General features: G+C 67.4%; 12 protein-coding genes. 8 read left to right on the top strand and 4 right to left on the bottom strand.

What is annotated here, in order from left to right; translation table 11 throughout:
- Window positions 1–35: 35 nt before the first annotated feature.
- Together ACAH01_RS04765 and ACAH01_RS04760 are read right to left on the bottom strand one after the other, a co-directional pair.
- Window positions 36–959 carry a ferritin-like domain-containing protein gene (locus tag ACAH01_RS04765; RefSeq protein ID WP_372480416.1) on the bottom strand — a complete coding sequence of 308 codons (924 nt, stop codon included), beginning with the start codon at window positions 957–959 and terminating at the stop codon, window positions 36–38.
- A gap of 263 nt (window positions 960–1,222) precedes the next feature.
- Complete coding sequence (locus tag ACAH01_RS04760) at window positions 1,223–2,053, bottom strand: 2,3,4,5-tetrahydropyridine-2,6-dicarboxylate N-succinyltransferase (RefSeq protein WP_372480415.1); 831 nt, start codon at window positions 2,051–2,053, stop codon at window positions 1,223–1,225.
- Between the two features lie 287 nt (window positions 2,054–2,340).
- On the opposite strand from ACAH01_RS04760, the gene ACAH01_RS04755 reads away from it, so the two are divergent.
- Window positions 2,341–3,621 (top strand): hypothetical protein, encoded by a 1,281-nt coding sequence (locus ACAH01_RS04755; protein WP_372480414.1) that lies wholly within the window; start codon window positions 2,341–2,343, stop codon window positions 3,619–3,621.
- Between the two features lie 54 nt (window positions 3,622–3,675).
- Here ACAH01_RS04755 and dapB read toward each other — a convergent pair whose 3' ends face one another.
- Complete coding sequence (gene dapB / locus ACAH01_RS04750) at window positions 3,676–4,434, bottom strand: 4-hydroxy-tetrahydrodipicolinate reductase (protein WP_170095151.1); 759 nt, start codon at window positions 4,432–4,434, stop codon at window positions 3,676–3,678.
- Window positions 4,431–5,357, bottom strand: coding sequence for a 4-hydroxy-tetrahydrodipicolinate synthase (dapA, locus tag ACAH01_RS04745; protein ID WP_208626831.1), 927 nt, complete (start codon window positions 5,355–5,357; stop codon window positions 4,431–4,433). Before dapA ends, dapB begins: the two co-directional genes overlap by 4 nt.
- A 425-nt stretch (window positions 5,358–5,782) precedes the next feature.
- Between dapA and ACAH01_RS04740 the strand changes: the two genes are divergently transcribed.
- From ACAH01_RS04740 to ACAH01_RS04710, 7 genes are all read left to right on the top strand, one after another.
- Window positions 5,783–6,697, top strand: coding sequence for a polysaccharide deacetylase family protein (locus ACAH01_RS04740; RefSeq protein WP_170095153.1), 915 nt, complete (start codon window positions 5,783–5,785; stop codon window positions 6,695–6,697).
- Window positions 6,698–6,750: 53 nt separating this feature from the next.
- Window positions 6,751–7,755, top strand: a complete 1,005-nt coding sequence (locus ACAH01_RS04735) for a GNAT family N-acetyltransferase (protein ID WP_372480413.1) — start codon at window positions 6,751–6,753, stop codon at window positions 7,753–7,755.
- 127 nt (window positions 7,756–7,882) lie between these two features.
- A complete protein-coding gene (gene nagZ / locus ACAH01_RS04730; RefSeq protein ID WP_372480412.1) occupies window positions 7,883–9,469 on the top strand; it encodes a beta-N-acetylhexosaminidase in 1,587 nt (528 codons plus the stop codon).
- Between the two features lie 252 nt (window positions 9,470–9,721).
- A complete protein-coding gene (locus tag ACAH01_RS04725) occupies window positions 9,722–10,915 on the top strand; it encodes a BMP family ABC transporter substrate-binding protein (protein WP_372480411.1) in 1,194 nt (397 codons plus the stop codon).
- 52 nt (window positions 10,916–10,967) lie between these two features.
- Window positions 10,968–12,521, top strand: a complete 1,554-nt coding sequence (locus ACAH01_RS04720) for an ABC transporter ATP-binding protein (protein WP_372480410.1) — start codon at window positions 10,968–10,970, stop codon at window positions 12,519–12,521.
- Entirely contained in the window at window positions 12,518–13,648 is a 1,131-nt protein-coding gene (locus ACAH01_RS04715; RefSeq protein ID WP_372480409.1) for an ABC transporter permease, read from the top strand. The genes ACAH01_RS04720 and ACAH01_RS04715 overlap by 4 nt, the downstream gene beginning before the upstream one ends.
- Complete coding sequence (locus ACAH01_RS04710; protein WP_372480408.1) at window positions 13,645–14,700, top strand: ABC transporter permease; 1,056 nt, start codon at window positions 13,645–13,647, stop codon at window positions 14,698–14,700. The genes ACAH01_RS04715 and ACAH01_RS04710 overlap by 4 nt, the downstream gene beginning before the upstream one ends.
- Window positions 14,701–14,754 lie beyond the last annotated feature (54 nt).

Raw genomic sequence — 14,754 nt, 5'->3', positions numbered from 1 at the left:
GACGCCAGAGCGTCCCGAGACGAGGTGACCGGTCGTTACCCACTCTCCTCGTCGGTCGGGGACGCGGTCTCGTTGCCGGGCGCTTCCGTCTCGGTCTCGTCGCCGGGGACTTCTGTCTCGGTCTCGTCGCCGGGGACTTCTGTCTCGGTCTCGTCGCCGGGGACTTCTGTCTCGGTCTCGTCGCCGGGGACTTCTGTCTCGGTCTCGTCGCCGGGCGTGTCGGTCTCCTCGTCCGGTGGTTCCTCCATCTCTTCGGCCATGAACGGCTGGATCGCCGACAGTACGTCCGGGATGGGGAGCGCTGGATCGTAGGCGTTCGGGAAGGGCGACTCGCCGACGAGTGCGTTGAGCACCGCGGCGTGGCGCGCCTCGACGCTGTGGATCGACAGCGCCGCCGAGAGGATGTCCGGACTCTCGATGCGCGGTGCCACACCGGCGTAGGCGGCGACGCCGGTGTTTTCCAGCACCTGTGCGGTCTCGATGAACGTGGCGGCAGAGTCGAGCGCGAACTCGAACGCGGGGGGTTCGGCGGGCGTCGCTCCGAGCGTCTCGATGACGCGGGCCAGCTGCTCGGTGTGGGACTGTTCCTGTGCGCTGATATCCTCGAAGAAGGTGACCAGCAGATCGGCCGGCACTTCGAGCGCGCTCGCGCTCGCCAGTTCGTCGCCGCCGAACTGTTCGAGTCCCGCGTCGTAGAACGCGTCCTCGAGGTATTCGAGCGTCAGCGCGTAGTTGAGCACGTCCACGTCCGTGTCGGGCTGGTCGAACTGGGGCGGGATCTCTGCGGGCTGGTTGCCAGCCGCGTCGTCCTCCTGGGCCGTCGCGGCCGTCCCGACCAGCCCCGCACCGATCACTGCGCCCGTGCCCGCGAGTACGTCGCGGCGCGAACGCATCGTCTGTCGAAGGTCTTCCATCGTCGGCAATACTGTGCTGTCGTCGGTTCGTTGTCTGTCTGTCATGTGTGTGTCCTGCCAGCGCCGTGGCGTCTCTCGCTTGCGGAGATGGACGGTTTGTTATGCGCAGAGATTTCCAGTCGGCGCTCGATACGGCCGCGTTACTCGGTCGCGGGGCGTTCGATCTGGGACGGCCGCGTTGCCACTCCAGATGACGACAGAGAGCGACGAGCGACGGCGTCTGTGGCCGGCGTCGGTGACGGCTGCCGAGAGTAAGGCGAGACAGTGTTCGGGTGCGGTCGGCTTACCGCCGTGTGGCGGCCAGTCGCTCACTCCCGTAGCGCGTCCTCTCGTTCCGTCGCCTCCAGCGTCTCCGCTTCCACGTCGGTCGCGACGACGGCGGGCTTGTACGCGCCGCCGTCGAAGAGGTCGTGGTCGCTCACGCTGGACTCGACGAAGCGGGTGAACGCGCGCCGTTCGGGGGGCAACTCGCCGTAGATGATCTCCTCTTCGACGAGGTCGTAGATCGGAATGCGGGGCGTCAGCAGCGTGTTCTCGCCGACGATGCTGTTCTCCCCGACGACGAAGCCGCTGGTGACCCGACAGCCCGCGCCCAGCGAGACGCCGTCCTCGACGACGACCGGCGTGCTCTCGACCGGTTCGAGGACGCCGCCGATCAGCGTGTTCGCGCCGAGTTTGACGTCGTCGCCGATCTGGGCGGCAGAGCCGACGGTGTCACAGGAGTCGACGAGCGTGCCGTCGCCGACGTGTGCGCCGATGTTGACGAACGCGGGCGACATGAGGATGGCGTCGCCGCCGACGTAGGCACCGCGCCGGATGACCGTCCCGTCGGGCGTGTTGCGGCTCCCCCGTTCGTGCAGGTCGTCGGTCTCGCGCAGCGGGAGCACGTCGTGGTAGGTAACGTCGCCGTACTGGCGGGCGACGGTCTCGCGGAGGCCGAAGTTCAGGAGGATCCCCTGTTTGACCCACGCGTTGGCCTCCCACTCCCCGCTGCGTTTCTCGGCGGCCCTGATCTCGCCGGCTTCGAGCGCGGCGAGAAAGTCGTCGAGGACGGCCAGGTGGTCGTCGGTCGCGTCGGCGGCAGTCAGTCCGTCCTGTTTGCGCTCCCAGAGGTCGCGTACGTCTGCTTCGAGGCTCATTGGGACGGGATTGCGCCTCCTCGGATATACGTCTCTGGGTTTCCGACCGGAGCGACTCGCCACGGATCGACGGTCCAGTAAGTGACGATTTCAGACGAAGAACCGTGGGAACGGTCGTATACGGTCGAACTAACAATGCGTGCGTCGACCCACCGTCGGCCCACGACAGATGAGAGCCGACATCGATTCAGCGAGCGAGACGACGGCCGGGAAGCGTCAGGGAGACACGACGACCGCCGCGACGACACGAGAGCGAGGCCCATAAGGTGCGCGGAGAGACGAATCGCGTGACGGTCGACGATGTCACGGCGACCGACACGACGCTGCGAGCGACGGTGACCACGAGTGGCCGCGTCGGGCGCTTCGTCACCGACGACCCCTTCGTCGCCGACTACGGCGTCGACGTCGCCGCCGTGCCGGAGTCGCTGCTCGTGGTTCCGGTGCTCGCACACGTCTGTCCCGTCGCCTGGGCGACGGGGGCGACGGTCGCAGTCGATCGCGTCGACGCGGCGTTCCTCGACTCGCTCAGACACGTCGGCCAGCGCCTCTGTGAGATGTACCCGTCCTTCATGCAGGGAGGACGGATCGTCTGTGGGGAGACCGTCGACGGGAGCCACGATCCGGGCGAGCGCGCGGGCAGCGCGTTGCTGTTTACCGGCGGCGTCGACTCGACGGCGACGTACGTCCGCCACGAGTCCGAACAGCCCGACCTGATCAGCGTCAGAGGGTGGGTGATGCGAGAGCGGGACCGCTGGCAGCGCAACCGCGAGTTCTTCGCCGACTTCGCAGCCGAGCGGGGCCTCGACGCGCACTTCGTCGAGTCGAACATGCTGTCGTTCCTCGCGACGCCGCTGTTGCAGGCCCACTTCCAGCGGTACCTCGACGGCGCGTGGTACAGTTCCGTCGGCCACGGACTGGGGTTGCTCGGCCTGTGTGCGCCACTGACGGCGGCCGCGGACATCGGCCGGCTGTACATCGCAGCGACCCACACCGAGGCGTGGACCCGTCCGTGGGGCTCGCACCCGACGATCGACGACCACGTCCGGTGGAGCGGCACGGCGGCGACTCACGACGGCTACGAGTCGACCCGCCAGGAGAAGATCGAGACCATCGCCGACTACGTGGACAGCCACTCCCGAGAGATCACGCTCCGGACGTGCGTCCACGCCGAGGGGCCGCGGAACTGTAGCCACTGCGAGAAGTGTTACCGGACGATCGTCGGACTCCTGCTGGCCGGCCTCGATCCGAACGACCACGGGTACGACTACGACGCCGCGACGGTCGCGGCGATCAGAGACACCTTCGAGTCCGGCGAGAAACACCTCTCGGCACAGAAACGCTACCACTGGGAGACGTTACAGGACGCCGCCCGCGAGGTCGAGGCGATCGAGGCACCCGGCGGCGCGGAGCTGCTCGGGTGGCTCCGCGACGCCGACTTCGGGGCGTCGGTCGAGCAGTCGGCTCGACCGCTCGGCCAGCGCCTCCTGCAGGCGACGGCTCGCCAGGTCCCGACGAGCGTCTACGCGACGCTGTACCCGGTCTATCGACGGCTGGCCGCCGGTCGGTGATCCCGAGTCGAGACGACAGCGTGCGAACCCGCTCGGTGTCGCGACGAGGCCGCGTCAGGCGTCGTCGACGACCGCCCCGAAGTCGTACCAGCCGGGCGCGCGGCCGACGAGCCACTGGGCCGCGTCGAGCGCGCCAGCGGCGAAGACGCCGCGATCCTCGGCGCGATGGGACAGCGAGAGCACTTCGTCGTTGCCCGCCAGCAGCAGCTCGTGCTCGCCGCGGATGTCGCCGGCACGGCGGGCGAAGACGCCGATCTCGTCGTCGTCTCGGGGTGCGTGGCCCTCGCGGCCGTACACCGGCTCCACGTCGCGCTCCTCCTGGACGGTTTCGAGGATCGTGTTGGCCGTCCCCGAGGGGGCGTCGACCTTCCCGTTGTGGTGGCTCTCCAGCAGTTCGAGGTCGTAGTCGTCCAGCGCGCCGACGGCCTCGCGGACCGTCCGCAGGAGGGCCTGGATGCCCCGCGAGAAGTTCGTCGCCTTCAGGACCGGGATCTCGTCGGCGGCTTCCCGGAGCCGTGTCAGTTCGTCCTCGTCGAAGCCAGTCGTCGCGACCGCGAGTGCGACGCCGTTGTCGAGACAGCCCGCGAGCACGTCCATCGTCGCTTCGGGCGTCGAGAAGTCCACGACGGCGTCCACGTCGTACTCCTCGAGGACCGTGCCGGCCTCGCTGGCGGGACGCAGTGGCAGGCCGTCCGTCTCGTCGGTCGTGCTGGCGAAGCCGGCGACGATCTCCACGTCGTCACGTGCTCGTCCGGCCTCGACGACCGCGGCCCCGGACCGGCCGGTCGCGCCACAGACGGCGATCCGCGTCATCGCTCGGCCTCCTCGTACTCGGCTTCGAGGTCCTCGTCGGCGAGGTCGGCGAGGACGGCTTCGAGCCGGTCGACGTGTTCGCTGGCGAGCCGAGAGAGAGGCTGGCGGAGGTGGGCCGGTCCGTATCCCCGAATTCGCATCGCCTCCTTGACCGGAATCGGGTTCGTCTCGACGAACAGCGCGCGGAAGAGCGGTCCGAGTTCGTGGTGGATCGCGCGGGCACGCTCGTAGTCACCGGCGACGGCCGCGCCGACCATGGCACAGGTGCGTTCGGGTTCGACGTTGGCGGCGACGCTGATACAGCCGTCCGCGCCGATCGAGAGCATCGGCAGGGTCATGCCGTCGTCGCCCGACAGCACCGAAAAGTCCTCGTCGCGGGTCCGCTCGACGATCTCGGAGATCTGATTCATGTCGCCGCTGGCGGCCTTGAACCCCGCGACGTTCTCGTGGCTGGCCAGTTCGACGGCGGTGTCGGGCTCGATGTTCTGGCCGGTCCGAGAGGGGACGTTGTAGACGATCTGGGGGCAGTCGACGGCGTCGGCGATGGTCCGGTAGTGGTCGACGAGACCGCGCTGCTCGGGCTTGTTGTAGTACGGCGAGATGAGCAAGAGAGCGTCGGCACCGGCGTCGGCCGCTCGCTGGGACAGCGACAGCGCCTCGCGGGTGTTGTTGCTCCCCGTCCCGGCGATGACCGGGACGTCGTCGACGGCGTCGACGACCGCCTCGACGACCTCGATGTGTTCGTCGTGGGTCATCGTCGCCGACTCGCCGGTCGAGCCGGCCGGGACGAGGCCGTCGACGCCTGCCGCTTCGAGGCGCTGTGCGTCGCGTCGGAGTGTTTCGAAGTCGATGCTGCGGTCGTCGTCGTCGTGGAACGGCGTGGGAATCGCAGGGAACACGCCGGTGAGGTCGATCTGTGTCATTGCTGTCGTGTGTCGGTGGTGGTCGAGGCATCGATACCCGGCAAAAGAGCGACCGGCCCGAGACGGGAGCGCCACGCCCGCAGCGAGCCGTCAGAAGGGGCGCTTGCGCTTTTTCGGCGGCGTGGACGCACTGCTTGCCACCCTGTCGAGACGGAGTCGTGCGTCCCGTCGCATACTGCACACGGGTCGGGCGACGGACTTATGCGTTGTGTTTGCCGGTTCTCGGACGGCGGTCGACGACGGCGTCCACCGCCGGAGATCGGAGTCGCCTGGTAAATACCCTATAACAATGCCAGTATCGAGCGTCCGTGGAACCGCAACACAGATGGTAGCGATGTTACAAACAGGAGTCTGCCGGACGCTGGCGAGGGGGCTACCGGTATCGACCGTGACGGAACCGACCAGACACGGCCCGAGAGGAAGCGATGTCTGACTGGGTACCCGGAGACGCCGAGTTCGCACTCTGTCTCACTCACGACGTGGATCGACCGTACAAGACCTACCAGTCGCTGTACTACACTGTCGCCGAGCGCGATCCCTCACACCTGCTGGACCTGCTGCCGTGGCGCAACCCCTACTGGACGTTCGAAGACATCGTCTCACTGGAGGGGTCGCTGGGCGTCAGGTCGGCGTTCTACTTCCTGTCCGAACAGTCGCTGTTCCGGGATCGCTCGGTCAGCGAGTGGACCGACGCGGAGAGCTGGCGGCTCTACGCCGGCCGGTACGACCTCGGCGATCCCGACATCGCACAGCTGATGTCGTCGCTGGACGACCGGGGCTGGGAGGTTGGGTTACACGGTTCCTACGAGTCCTACCGGGAGCCGTCGATGCTGGAACGAGAGAAGCAGTGGCTCGAAGAGACTCTCGGACGGGCCGTGCGCGGCGGCCGCCAGCACTACCTCAACCTGGAGCGGCCGACGACGTGGCGCTACCAGCGTTCGATGGGCCTCCAGTACGACGCCTCGCCCGGCTCGTCCGCCGAGTTCGGGTTCCAGGACGGCTACCGCCCGTTCCGGCCGTTCGACGACCACTTCGTCGTGTTCCCGACGGTGCTCATGGAGTGTGCGCTACCGAACCCCGGCGAGGAGTACGAACGCGCCTGGGCGGCCTGCCGGCGACTCCTCGACGAGGCGTGCGACCACGAGGGCGTGATGACGGTGCTGTGGCATCCGCGCTACTTCAGCTCCGACTACGACGGGTACACCGAGCTCTACCGAGAGCTGATCGAGTGCGCGCTCGATATGGGTGCGTGGGTCGGACCGCCGGGCCAACTCTACGAGCACTGGCAAGACGACAGAGCGCAGGTCCCGACGCCGGAGAGCGAACGAGCGACCCAGTGACCGGCGTAGGAGGTCGATAACAAAGCCCGAACGGGCAGGTTCTCCGGTGAGAGATGGAGATCGAACGACTCGATATCGACGAGTGGGGCGAGGCAGTTCCGGACTCGGGGATCGAACTCTTCCACCAGCCCGAGGCCCTCGAAGTGCTCGCAGACCACGTCGACGGCGACCTCGAACTGTACGGCGGGTTCAAGGGCCAGCAGGCGATCGGACTGCTCCCGGTGGTCACCGACTCGAAGCTCGTCGGGACGACAGTGACGTCGCCGCCGCCGTCGATGAACGTCCCGCGGCTCGGTCCCGTGGTGATGCCGACCAGCCCCAAGCAATGCAAGATCGAATCGGTCAACTCGAAGTTCACCGAGGCGGTGCTGGAGACGATCGACACCGGCGGCTCGCTGTCGCTGTTCCGGATGGTCTGTAACAGCCAGTACCTCGACCCCCGGCCCTACGTCTGGGCGGAGTACGACCTCACGACGCAGTTTACCTACCGCCTCGACCTCGCGGACGCGACGACCGACGAGACGATGGCGGGCTTCTCCAGTAGCCTCCGCAGAGAGATCCGCTCGGCCAGAGAACTGGACGTGAACGTGAGCGTCGAGGGCCTGGACGGTGCCCGAGCGATCTACGAGGCCACCCGCGAACGCTACGCCGAGCAGGATCGGTCCTTTCCCATCGAGTGGTCGTACGTCCGCGATCTCGTGGCGGCGCTCGGCGACCGGGCACGCCCCTACGTCGCCCGCGGACCCGACGGATCCTTTCTCGGCGGGATCACGGCGCTGTACTCGCCCGACGCCGCGTACTTCTGGCAGGGCGGAACGCGGAGCACCTACGAGGGCGTCAGCATCAACAGTCTCGTCCACTGGCAGATCATCGCCGACATCGTCGCGGACGACGCGCTCTCGTCGGTGACCGGCTACGACCTGATGGGCGCGAACACCGAGCGACTCTGCCGGTACAAGTCCAAGTTCGGCGCTGACCTGGTTCCCTACTACGTCGTCGAGTCCGACGGTATCGGGATGGACCTCGCCAAGGCGACCTACAGCACGCTGAAACGGTGACCCCGTTCGGTGAGTATGGGGAAACGATCTCCGAAAGTACCGTTTTCGGCGCGCATGCGTTCTCTAATGGGAAAATCGGAGCGTCGGGCCGACAGAACTACGTGGGTGCAATTGAGACAGTATCACCATGTCTCTGCCAGACGTGGCCGAACTCGATCTCGCCACCAAAGTCGGACAGCTGTTCGTCGTCGGCTTCGAGGGACCGGAACCGACGGACGACCTCCGCGAACTCCTCACCGACTATCGCTGTGGCAACGTCATCTACTTCAGCCGGAACATCGACTCGCCCGAGCAGGTCGCCGAGCTCAGCCGCGAGCTACAGACCATCGCCACCGAAACGGAGCCCGAGATCCCGCTGTTCGTGACGGCCGACCAGGAGGGCGGCGTCGTCTCACGGACCGACTGGGGGACCGAACCCCCGAGTCAGATGAGCATCGGTGCGGGCCGGGACGCCGACCTCGCCCGTTCGGTGGGCGGCGCTGTCGGGGCGGAACTCGCGTCCATCGGCGTCAACTTCGATCTGACGCCGGTGCTGGACGTGAACAACAACCCGGACAACCCCGTCATCGGCGTGCGGTCGTTCGGCGAGGAGCCCGAACTCGTCGGCGACCTCGGTGCGGCGATGGCCGACGGCATGCAGGCCGAGGGCGTGCTGGCCTGTGGGAAGCACTTCCCCGGCCACGGCGACACCAGCGCCGACTCGCACCACTCGCTGCCGGTCGTCGACCACGACCGCGAGCGCCTCGACGCCGTCGAACTCGCCCCCTTCCGCCGGGCGATCGACGACGGGATCGACGCGATCATGACGACACACGTCTCGTTCCCGACGATCACCGGCGACGACGAACTCCCGGCGACCGTCTCCCGAGACGTACAGACCGGACTCCTCCGCGAGGAGTTAGGGTTCGACGGCCTGGTCGTCACCGACGGGATGGAGATGAACGCCATCGCCGACGAGATGGGGACGCCGGAAGGGTGTGTCCAGGCCGTGGAAGCGGGCTGTGATCTCCTCCTGGTCTGTCACACCCCCGAGGTCCAGAAGGCCGCCGTCGACGCCGTCGTCGACGCCGTCGAGTCAGGCCGCATCGACGAGTCGCGGATCGACGACGCTGTCGAGCGCATCCTCGACTACAAGGAGCGACGCGAGGTCGGCGAGGAGACGCCCTCGCTCGACCGCTGGGAGGCGACGAGCGAGCGCTCCCGCGACGTGGGCCGCGAGGTCGCGGCGGCCGGCATCACGGTCCCACGGGATCGAAACGAGACGATCCCCTTCGACACCGGACGACCGCTGCACCTCGTCGGCTTCCCCGGCGGACGCGCCTCGCCGGCAGAGGACGACCGCTACGAGCCGACACTGGTCGCCGACGCACTCGAAGCCGGCAGCTTCGACGTGGAACTGCACGTGGTCGAGACCGCCGACGCCCTGCCGTCGTTCGAGGGCGACGAGCAGGTCGTGCTGGCGACCTACAACGCCGCTGGCGACGACGAACAGGTGCGAGCGGTCGAGCAACTCGACGAGGCCGTCGGCGCCTTCGCCGCGCTGGTGGTGCGCAACCCCTACGACCTCGCTCGCTTCCCCGACGTGTCGACGGCGGTGTCGACCTACGACTACACGCCCGCGACGCTGTCGGTAACCGGCGAGATCCTGGCCGGCCAGCGCCGGGCCAGCGGTCGGCTGCCCGTGACGATCGCGGGCTTCGAAGCGGAAGACTGAGACGGACGGTCGTCGTCGTTTTCCCGGTCGATCCCACGCCCTCCCAGAGTCCCTCCGAGACAGAGCGACAGGACTCCGTGCGAGGCGACGGGCGTCGTGGTGGCGCGAGTTCGGTCGGCGACGGGCTTTGTATTTTTATTCTGATATAGAAATTCCACACGCTCTAGAGTATCTCGTGGAGACTTCACCGCCTCGTCCGCCTGTTTTGGGGACGAACTTATATACCTAGAAAATAATTATATCCACATCCCAATGGTTTCAGAACCAGATCCAGACGACGAATCGACGGCAGTCGACAAGCGGGGAGACTCCGGCACACCGATCAACCGACGCGACGTGCTCCGGTCGGGAGCGGCGGTCGCTATCACCGGCGGCCTCGCCGGCTGTCTGACCGGCGACAGTGGCGGTGACGGCGGCGATGGTGACAGCGACGGCGAGATGGAGATGGACACGACCGAGAGTGGCGGCGGGACGACGAACATCGCGATCGTCTCCAGTTCCGCCGGCTTCGGCGACCGCGCGTTCAACGACCTCGCACTGGAGGGGCTGGAAAACGCCGCCGAGGAGTACGACATCGAGCTCCAGCAGGTCGAAGAGACCAACCAGTCAAACTACGGGACCGTCCAGTCCCGCCTCGCAGAGAGCCAGAACCCCGACTACGACCTGATCGTCCTGGTCGGCTACCAGCACACCCAGGCACTGGAGACCAACGCCGAGGAGTACTCCGATCAGCGCTGGATGCTGATCAACGACCACGTCGAACGGCCAAACGTCGGCGGCTACATCTGGGCCAACCACGAGATGTCGTTCCAGGCGGGCGTCCTCGCCGGGACGATGACGACCCGAGAACTCACGCACGAAGGGAACGCCAACGACCCCGACGGGACCACCGTCGGCTTCGTGGGCGGCGTCGACGGGGCGCTGATCAACGCGTTCGAACGCGCCTACGTCGCTGGCGTCGAGTGGGTCAACGAGGACGTAGACGTACGCGTCGGCTACATCGGTAACTACGAGGACACACAGACGGCGGCCAACATCGCCTCCTCGCAGTACGACGCCGGAGCGGACATCGTCTACCAGGCCGCGGCGGCCGCCGGACAGGGCGTCTTCCAGGCCGCCCAGGAAGCGAACCGCTTCGCCATCGGCGTCGACGCCGACCAGTCGGTGACGCTGCCGGACTACCAGGACGTGATCATCGGCTCGGCGATCAAGCGCATCAACGAAGGGACGTACCGGGTCGCGGAGGGCATCGTCCAGGACAACTGGGACGAAGTCAGCGGTCGAAACGTCCTCGGCCTCGACCAGGACGCCGTCGCGGTCGTGCTGGGCCAGGCCATCGGCTCGAAGCTGCCCGACGCCGTGAGCCAGAACCTCGAAGAGTCGAAGCAGGCCATCGTCGACGGCGACGTGACCGTCCCCTGTACGGCCGCCGGCTGTCAGGACTGAAGCCACAGCCACCATCGCACTTTATGAGACACGACACCACCACCACACAGCCATGAGCGGGAGCGGGGCACCAGCCGTCGAACTCGACGGCATCACCAAACGCTTCGGGGATGTCGTCGCCAACGACGGCGTCGACCTCACACTCGAACGCGGGACGGTCCACGCGCTCGTCGGCGAGAACGGGGCGGGCAAGACGACGCTGATGAGCGTCCTCTACGGGCTCTACGAACCCGACGGGGGAACGATCCGCGTCGACGGACAGCCCCGGACGTTCGACTCGCCGCGAGACGCGATCGACGCCGGGGTCGGCATGATCCACCAGCACTTCCAGCTCGTGGATACGATGACCGTCCTCCAGAACGTCGTCCTGGGCCACGAGCCGACCGACAACGGGCTCGTCGACGAGGCCAGCGCGCGGGCGACGATCGACGAGGTCTGTTCGACCTACGGCTTCGACGTCGACCAGCACCTGGAGACGCGAATCGAGGATCTCGGCGTCGGCGTCCAGCAACGCGTCGAGATCGTCAAGAGCCTCTACCGGGGGGCAGACACGCTGATCCTCGACGAGCCCACCGCGGTGTTGACTCCCCAGGAGGTCGCGGAACTGTTCGACGTGATGGAAGCGCTGACCGAGCGCGGCCAGTCGCTGATCTTCATCACCCACAAGCTCGACGAGGCGATGGCCGTCGCCGACGATATCACTGTCCTCCGGGACGGGAAGTCGGTCGGGACCGTCGACGGAGCGACGACGAGCGAGCAGGAGCTCGCGCGCATGATGGTCGGCCGAGACGTGCTCTTCGAGGGACAAGAGCGCACGACCGAACCCGGTTCGGTCACCCTCGACGTGGCGGATCTGCGCGTCCAGGACGACCGCGGGCTCGAACAGGTCAGCGGGATCGACCTCTCGGTGCGGTCCGGCGAGGTGCTGGGGATCGCGGGCGTCGATGGCAACGGGCAGGCAGAACTCGTGGAAGCGATCACCGGACTGCGGCCGATCGAGTCCGGGACGGTCAGCTTCGAGGGGCGAGACATCACCGAGACGAGCCGGCGCGACCGCATCGAGTCGGGCATCGCCTACATCCCGGAAGACCGCCAGACCGAGGGGCTCGTCCAGGAGTACGACCTCGTCCGGAACGCCCTGCTCGGGAACCAGACCATCGAGCCGTTCGTCGAGAACGGCTTCGTCGACTGGGATCGCGTCCGCGAACACGCGGCCGAGATCGTCGCCGAGTACGACGTGCAACCGTCCCACGTCGAAGCCGACGCCGGGTCGCTCTCGGGAGGCAACCAGCAGAAGTTCGTCGTCGGACGCGAACTCAGACACGACCCGGACCTGGTGGTCGCCTCACATCCGACTCGGGGGGTCGACATCGGTTCGATCGAGTTCATCCACGGTCGACTCCACGAGATGCGCGACGAGGGGATGGCGATTCTACTGGTCTCCTCGAAGCTCGACGAGGTCCAGAAGCTCTCGGATCGCCTCGCGGTGATCCACGAGGGCGAGTTCGTCGACGTGGTCGATCCAGACTCCGTGACCGAGGAGGAACTCGGCCTGCTGATGGCCGGGCAAGAGCGGGCGGCCGCCGACGGAGGTGTCGGGCGGTGAGCACGGCCAGCGACCGAGCGCGTGCCGTCCTCGATCGGGCGGCCGACCGGATGCTGCGAGCGAGCGTCCTCGAACGGTTCGCGCTGGCGGTCGTCTCGACGCTGCTGGCGTTGCTGATCGGCTCGGTGATCGTCTGGGCGACCGGCTACGACGCCGTGGAGTTCGTCACGTCGCTGCTGTACGGCGCGGTCGGGAACCTCTCGAACGTCGCGTTCACGCTGCGTCAGTCGACGATGCTGATTCTGACCGGCGTCGCCGTCGCCGTGGCCTTCCGGGCCGGCGTGTTCAACATCGGCGTGCAGGGACAGTTCGTCGTCGGCGGGTTCGCGACCGCGCTGACGATCCTCTTTCTCGCGCCGCTGTTGCCCGGCGGCCCCGTCGGGGGCGTCGTGTTGATGGTCCTCGGGACGATCACGGCGATCGTTGCGGGCGGTGCTTACGGGGCGCTGCCGGGGCTGATGAAGGCCTACGCCGACGCCAACGAAGTGATCACCACGATCATGCTGAACTTCATCGCGTCGGGCGTCGTCTACTTCCTCATCGACGCGTACCTCCGACCGTCGGGGACCTCCGCACCGAACACGGAGTCGTTCCCCGACTACGTCGACCTGCCCGGTTTCGCGTTCGGGAGCGGCTCGTTCTCGGTCATCGGGCTGGGGGTCGCGCTGGCGACTGCGATCGGCGTCTACGTGGTCATGGTCCGCACGAGCTTCGGCTACGACCTCGTGACCAGCGGCTACCAGGAGTCTGCGGCGGCCTACTCCGGAGTCGACCCGAAGCGGACGGTCGTGACGACGATGACGTTCTCGGGGATGGTCGCTGGCGTCGCCGGTGCGATGTTCGCGATCATGGTCCTGGGGTACTACAGCGACCCGAGCACGTTCCCGACCTTCGGGTTCGACGCCATCGCGGTGAGCCTGCTGGCGGCGAACAACCCGCTGGGCGTGATCCCGGCGGGCCTGCTCTTTGGCGGTCTCGACGCGGGCGGCCAGTACATCGGGTTCACGCTCGACGTGCCCTCGGAGCTCGTCGACGGCGTCATCGGTCTCATCGTGCTGTTCGTGGCCGCCCCGGAGCTGTTCCGAATGAGTGCCCGCCGCTTCGGACTCGGGGGTGACGAGCGATGAGCGTCGCCGACTACGCGGCCGAGCACCGACTCGCCGTCGGCGGCGGGCTCGCAGCGCTCGCTGCCGTCGCAGCGATCACGCTGCTGGATTTGCCCGGCGCGGCGCTGCTGACCGTCGGAGCCGCGGAGCGATCGCTTCAGGCCGCGATGCCGATCGCGCTGGCCGCGATCGGCGGACTGTACGCCGAGAAGAGCGGCGTGTTCAACATCGGTCTGGAGGGGTTCATGATCTTCGGGGCCTTGACCGCTGCCGCCGCGGCGTGGCTCATCTCCGGCGAGAGCGCGATCACGCAGGGCGATCTCTGGCTGGCCATCCTCGTGGCAGTCGTGTTCTGTGCCCTGCTGACGGTGGCCTTCGCCGTCCTGACGATCCGGTACGAGGCAGACCAGATTGTCGCCGGGCTGGCGGTGTGGTTCATCGGCCTGGGCTTTGGCCCCTTCGGCGCGACGGTCCTGTGGGGTGGCGTCTCCAGTCCGACGCTGCCCAACGTGAACGACGTCGCGGTCCCCGGTCTCGCCGAGGTGCCGGTCCTCGGACCGCTGCTGTTCGACACGTCCCCGCTGGTCCTGTTGACGCTCGTGCTGACGGCCCTCGCGTGGGTCGTCCTCTATCGGACGCGCTACGGCTACTGGATCCAGGCGGCCGGCGAGAACCCCGAGGCGCTGGACACGGCCGGCGTCGACGTGAACCGTGTTCGCTACGCCACCGTGATCTTCTCGGGGGCGATGGCGGGCCTGGCCGGCGCGACGCTGTCGGTCGGCATCGGGAGCGGGTTCACCGGCACCGGCGTCACGATGGTCGACGGACGGGGCTGGATCGCCATCGTCGCCTACCTCTTTGGCAACTACAACCCGATCGGGGCCTTCCTCGCGTCGCTGCTCTTTGGCGCGATGGACATGCTCCAGATCCAGCTCCAGACGGTCGGCATCGCGCTGCCCGGATCGATCACCGGACTGTTCCCCTACGTCGCCGTGCTCGTCGTGCTCACGCTGGTGGGGTACACGCGCGTGCCCGCTGCGGTCGGCGAGGCCTACGAAACGGAGTCTGAATAGCTCCGCCGACCACTGCGAGCCCCAAGAGCTATTCCCGCCGCTTCCTCACACGAG

This window comes from Halomicrobium sp. HM KBTZ05 (genome assembly GCF_041530035.1).
In the GTDB taxonomy this organism is placed as follows: domain Archaea; phylum Halobacteriota; class Halobacteria; order Halobacteriales; family Haloarculaceae; genus Halomicrobium.
The sequence above is the reverse complement of the archived record's forward strand: the minus strand, read 5'-3'. Positions and strand labels throughout refer to the sequence as shown.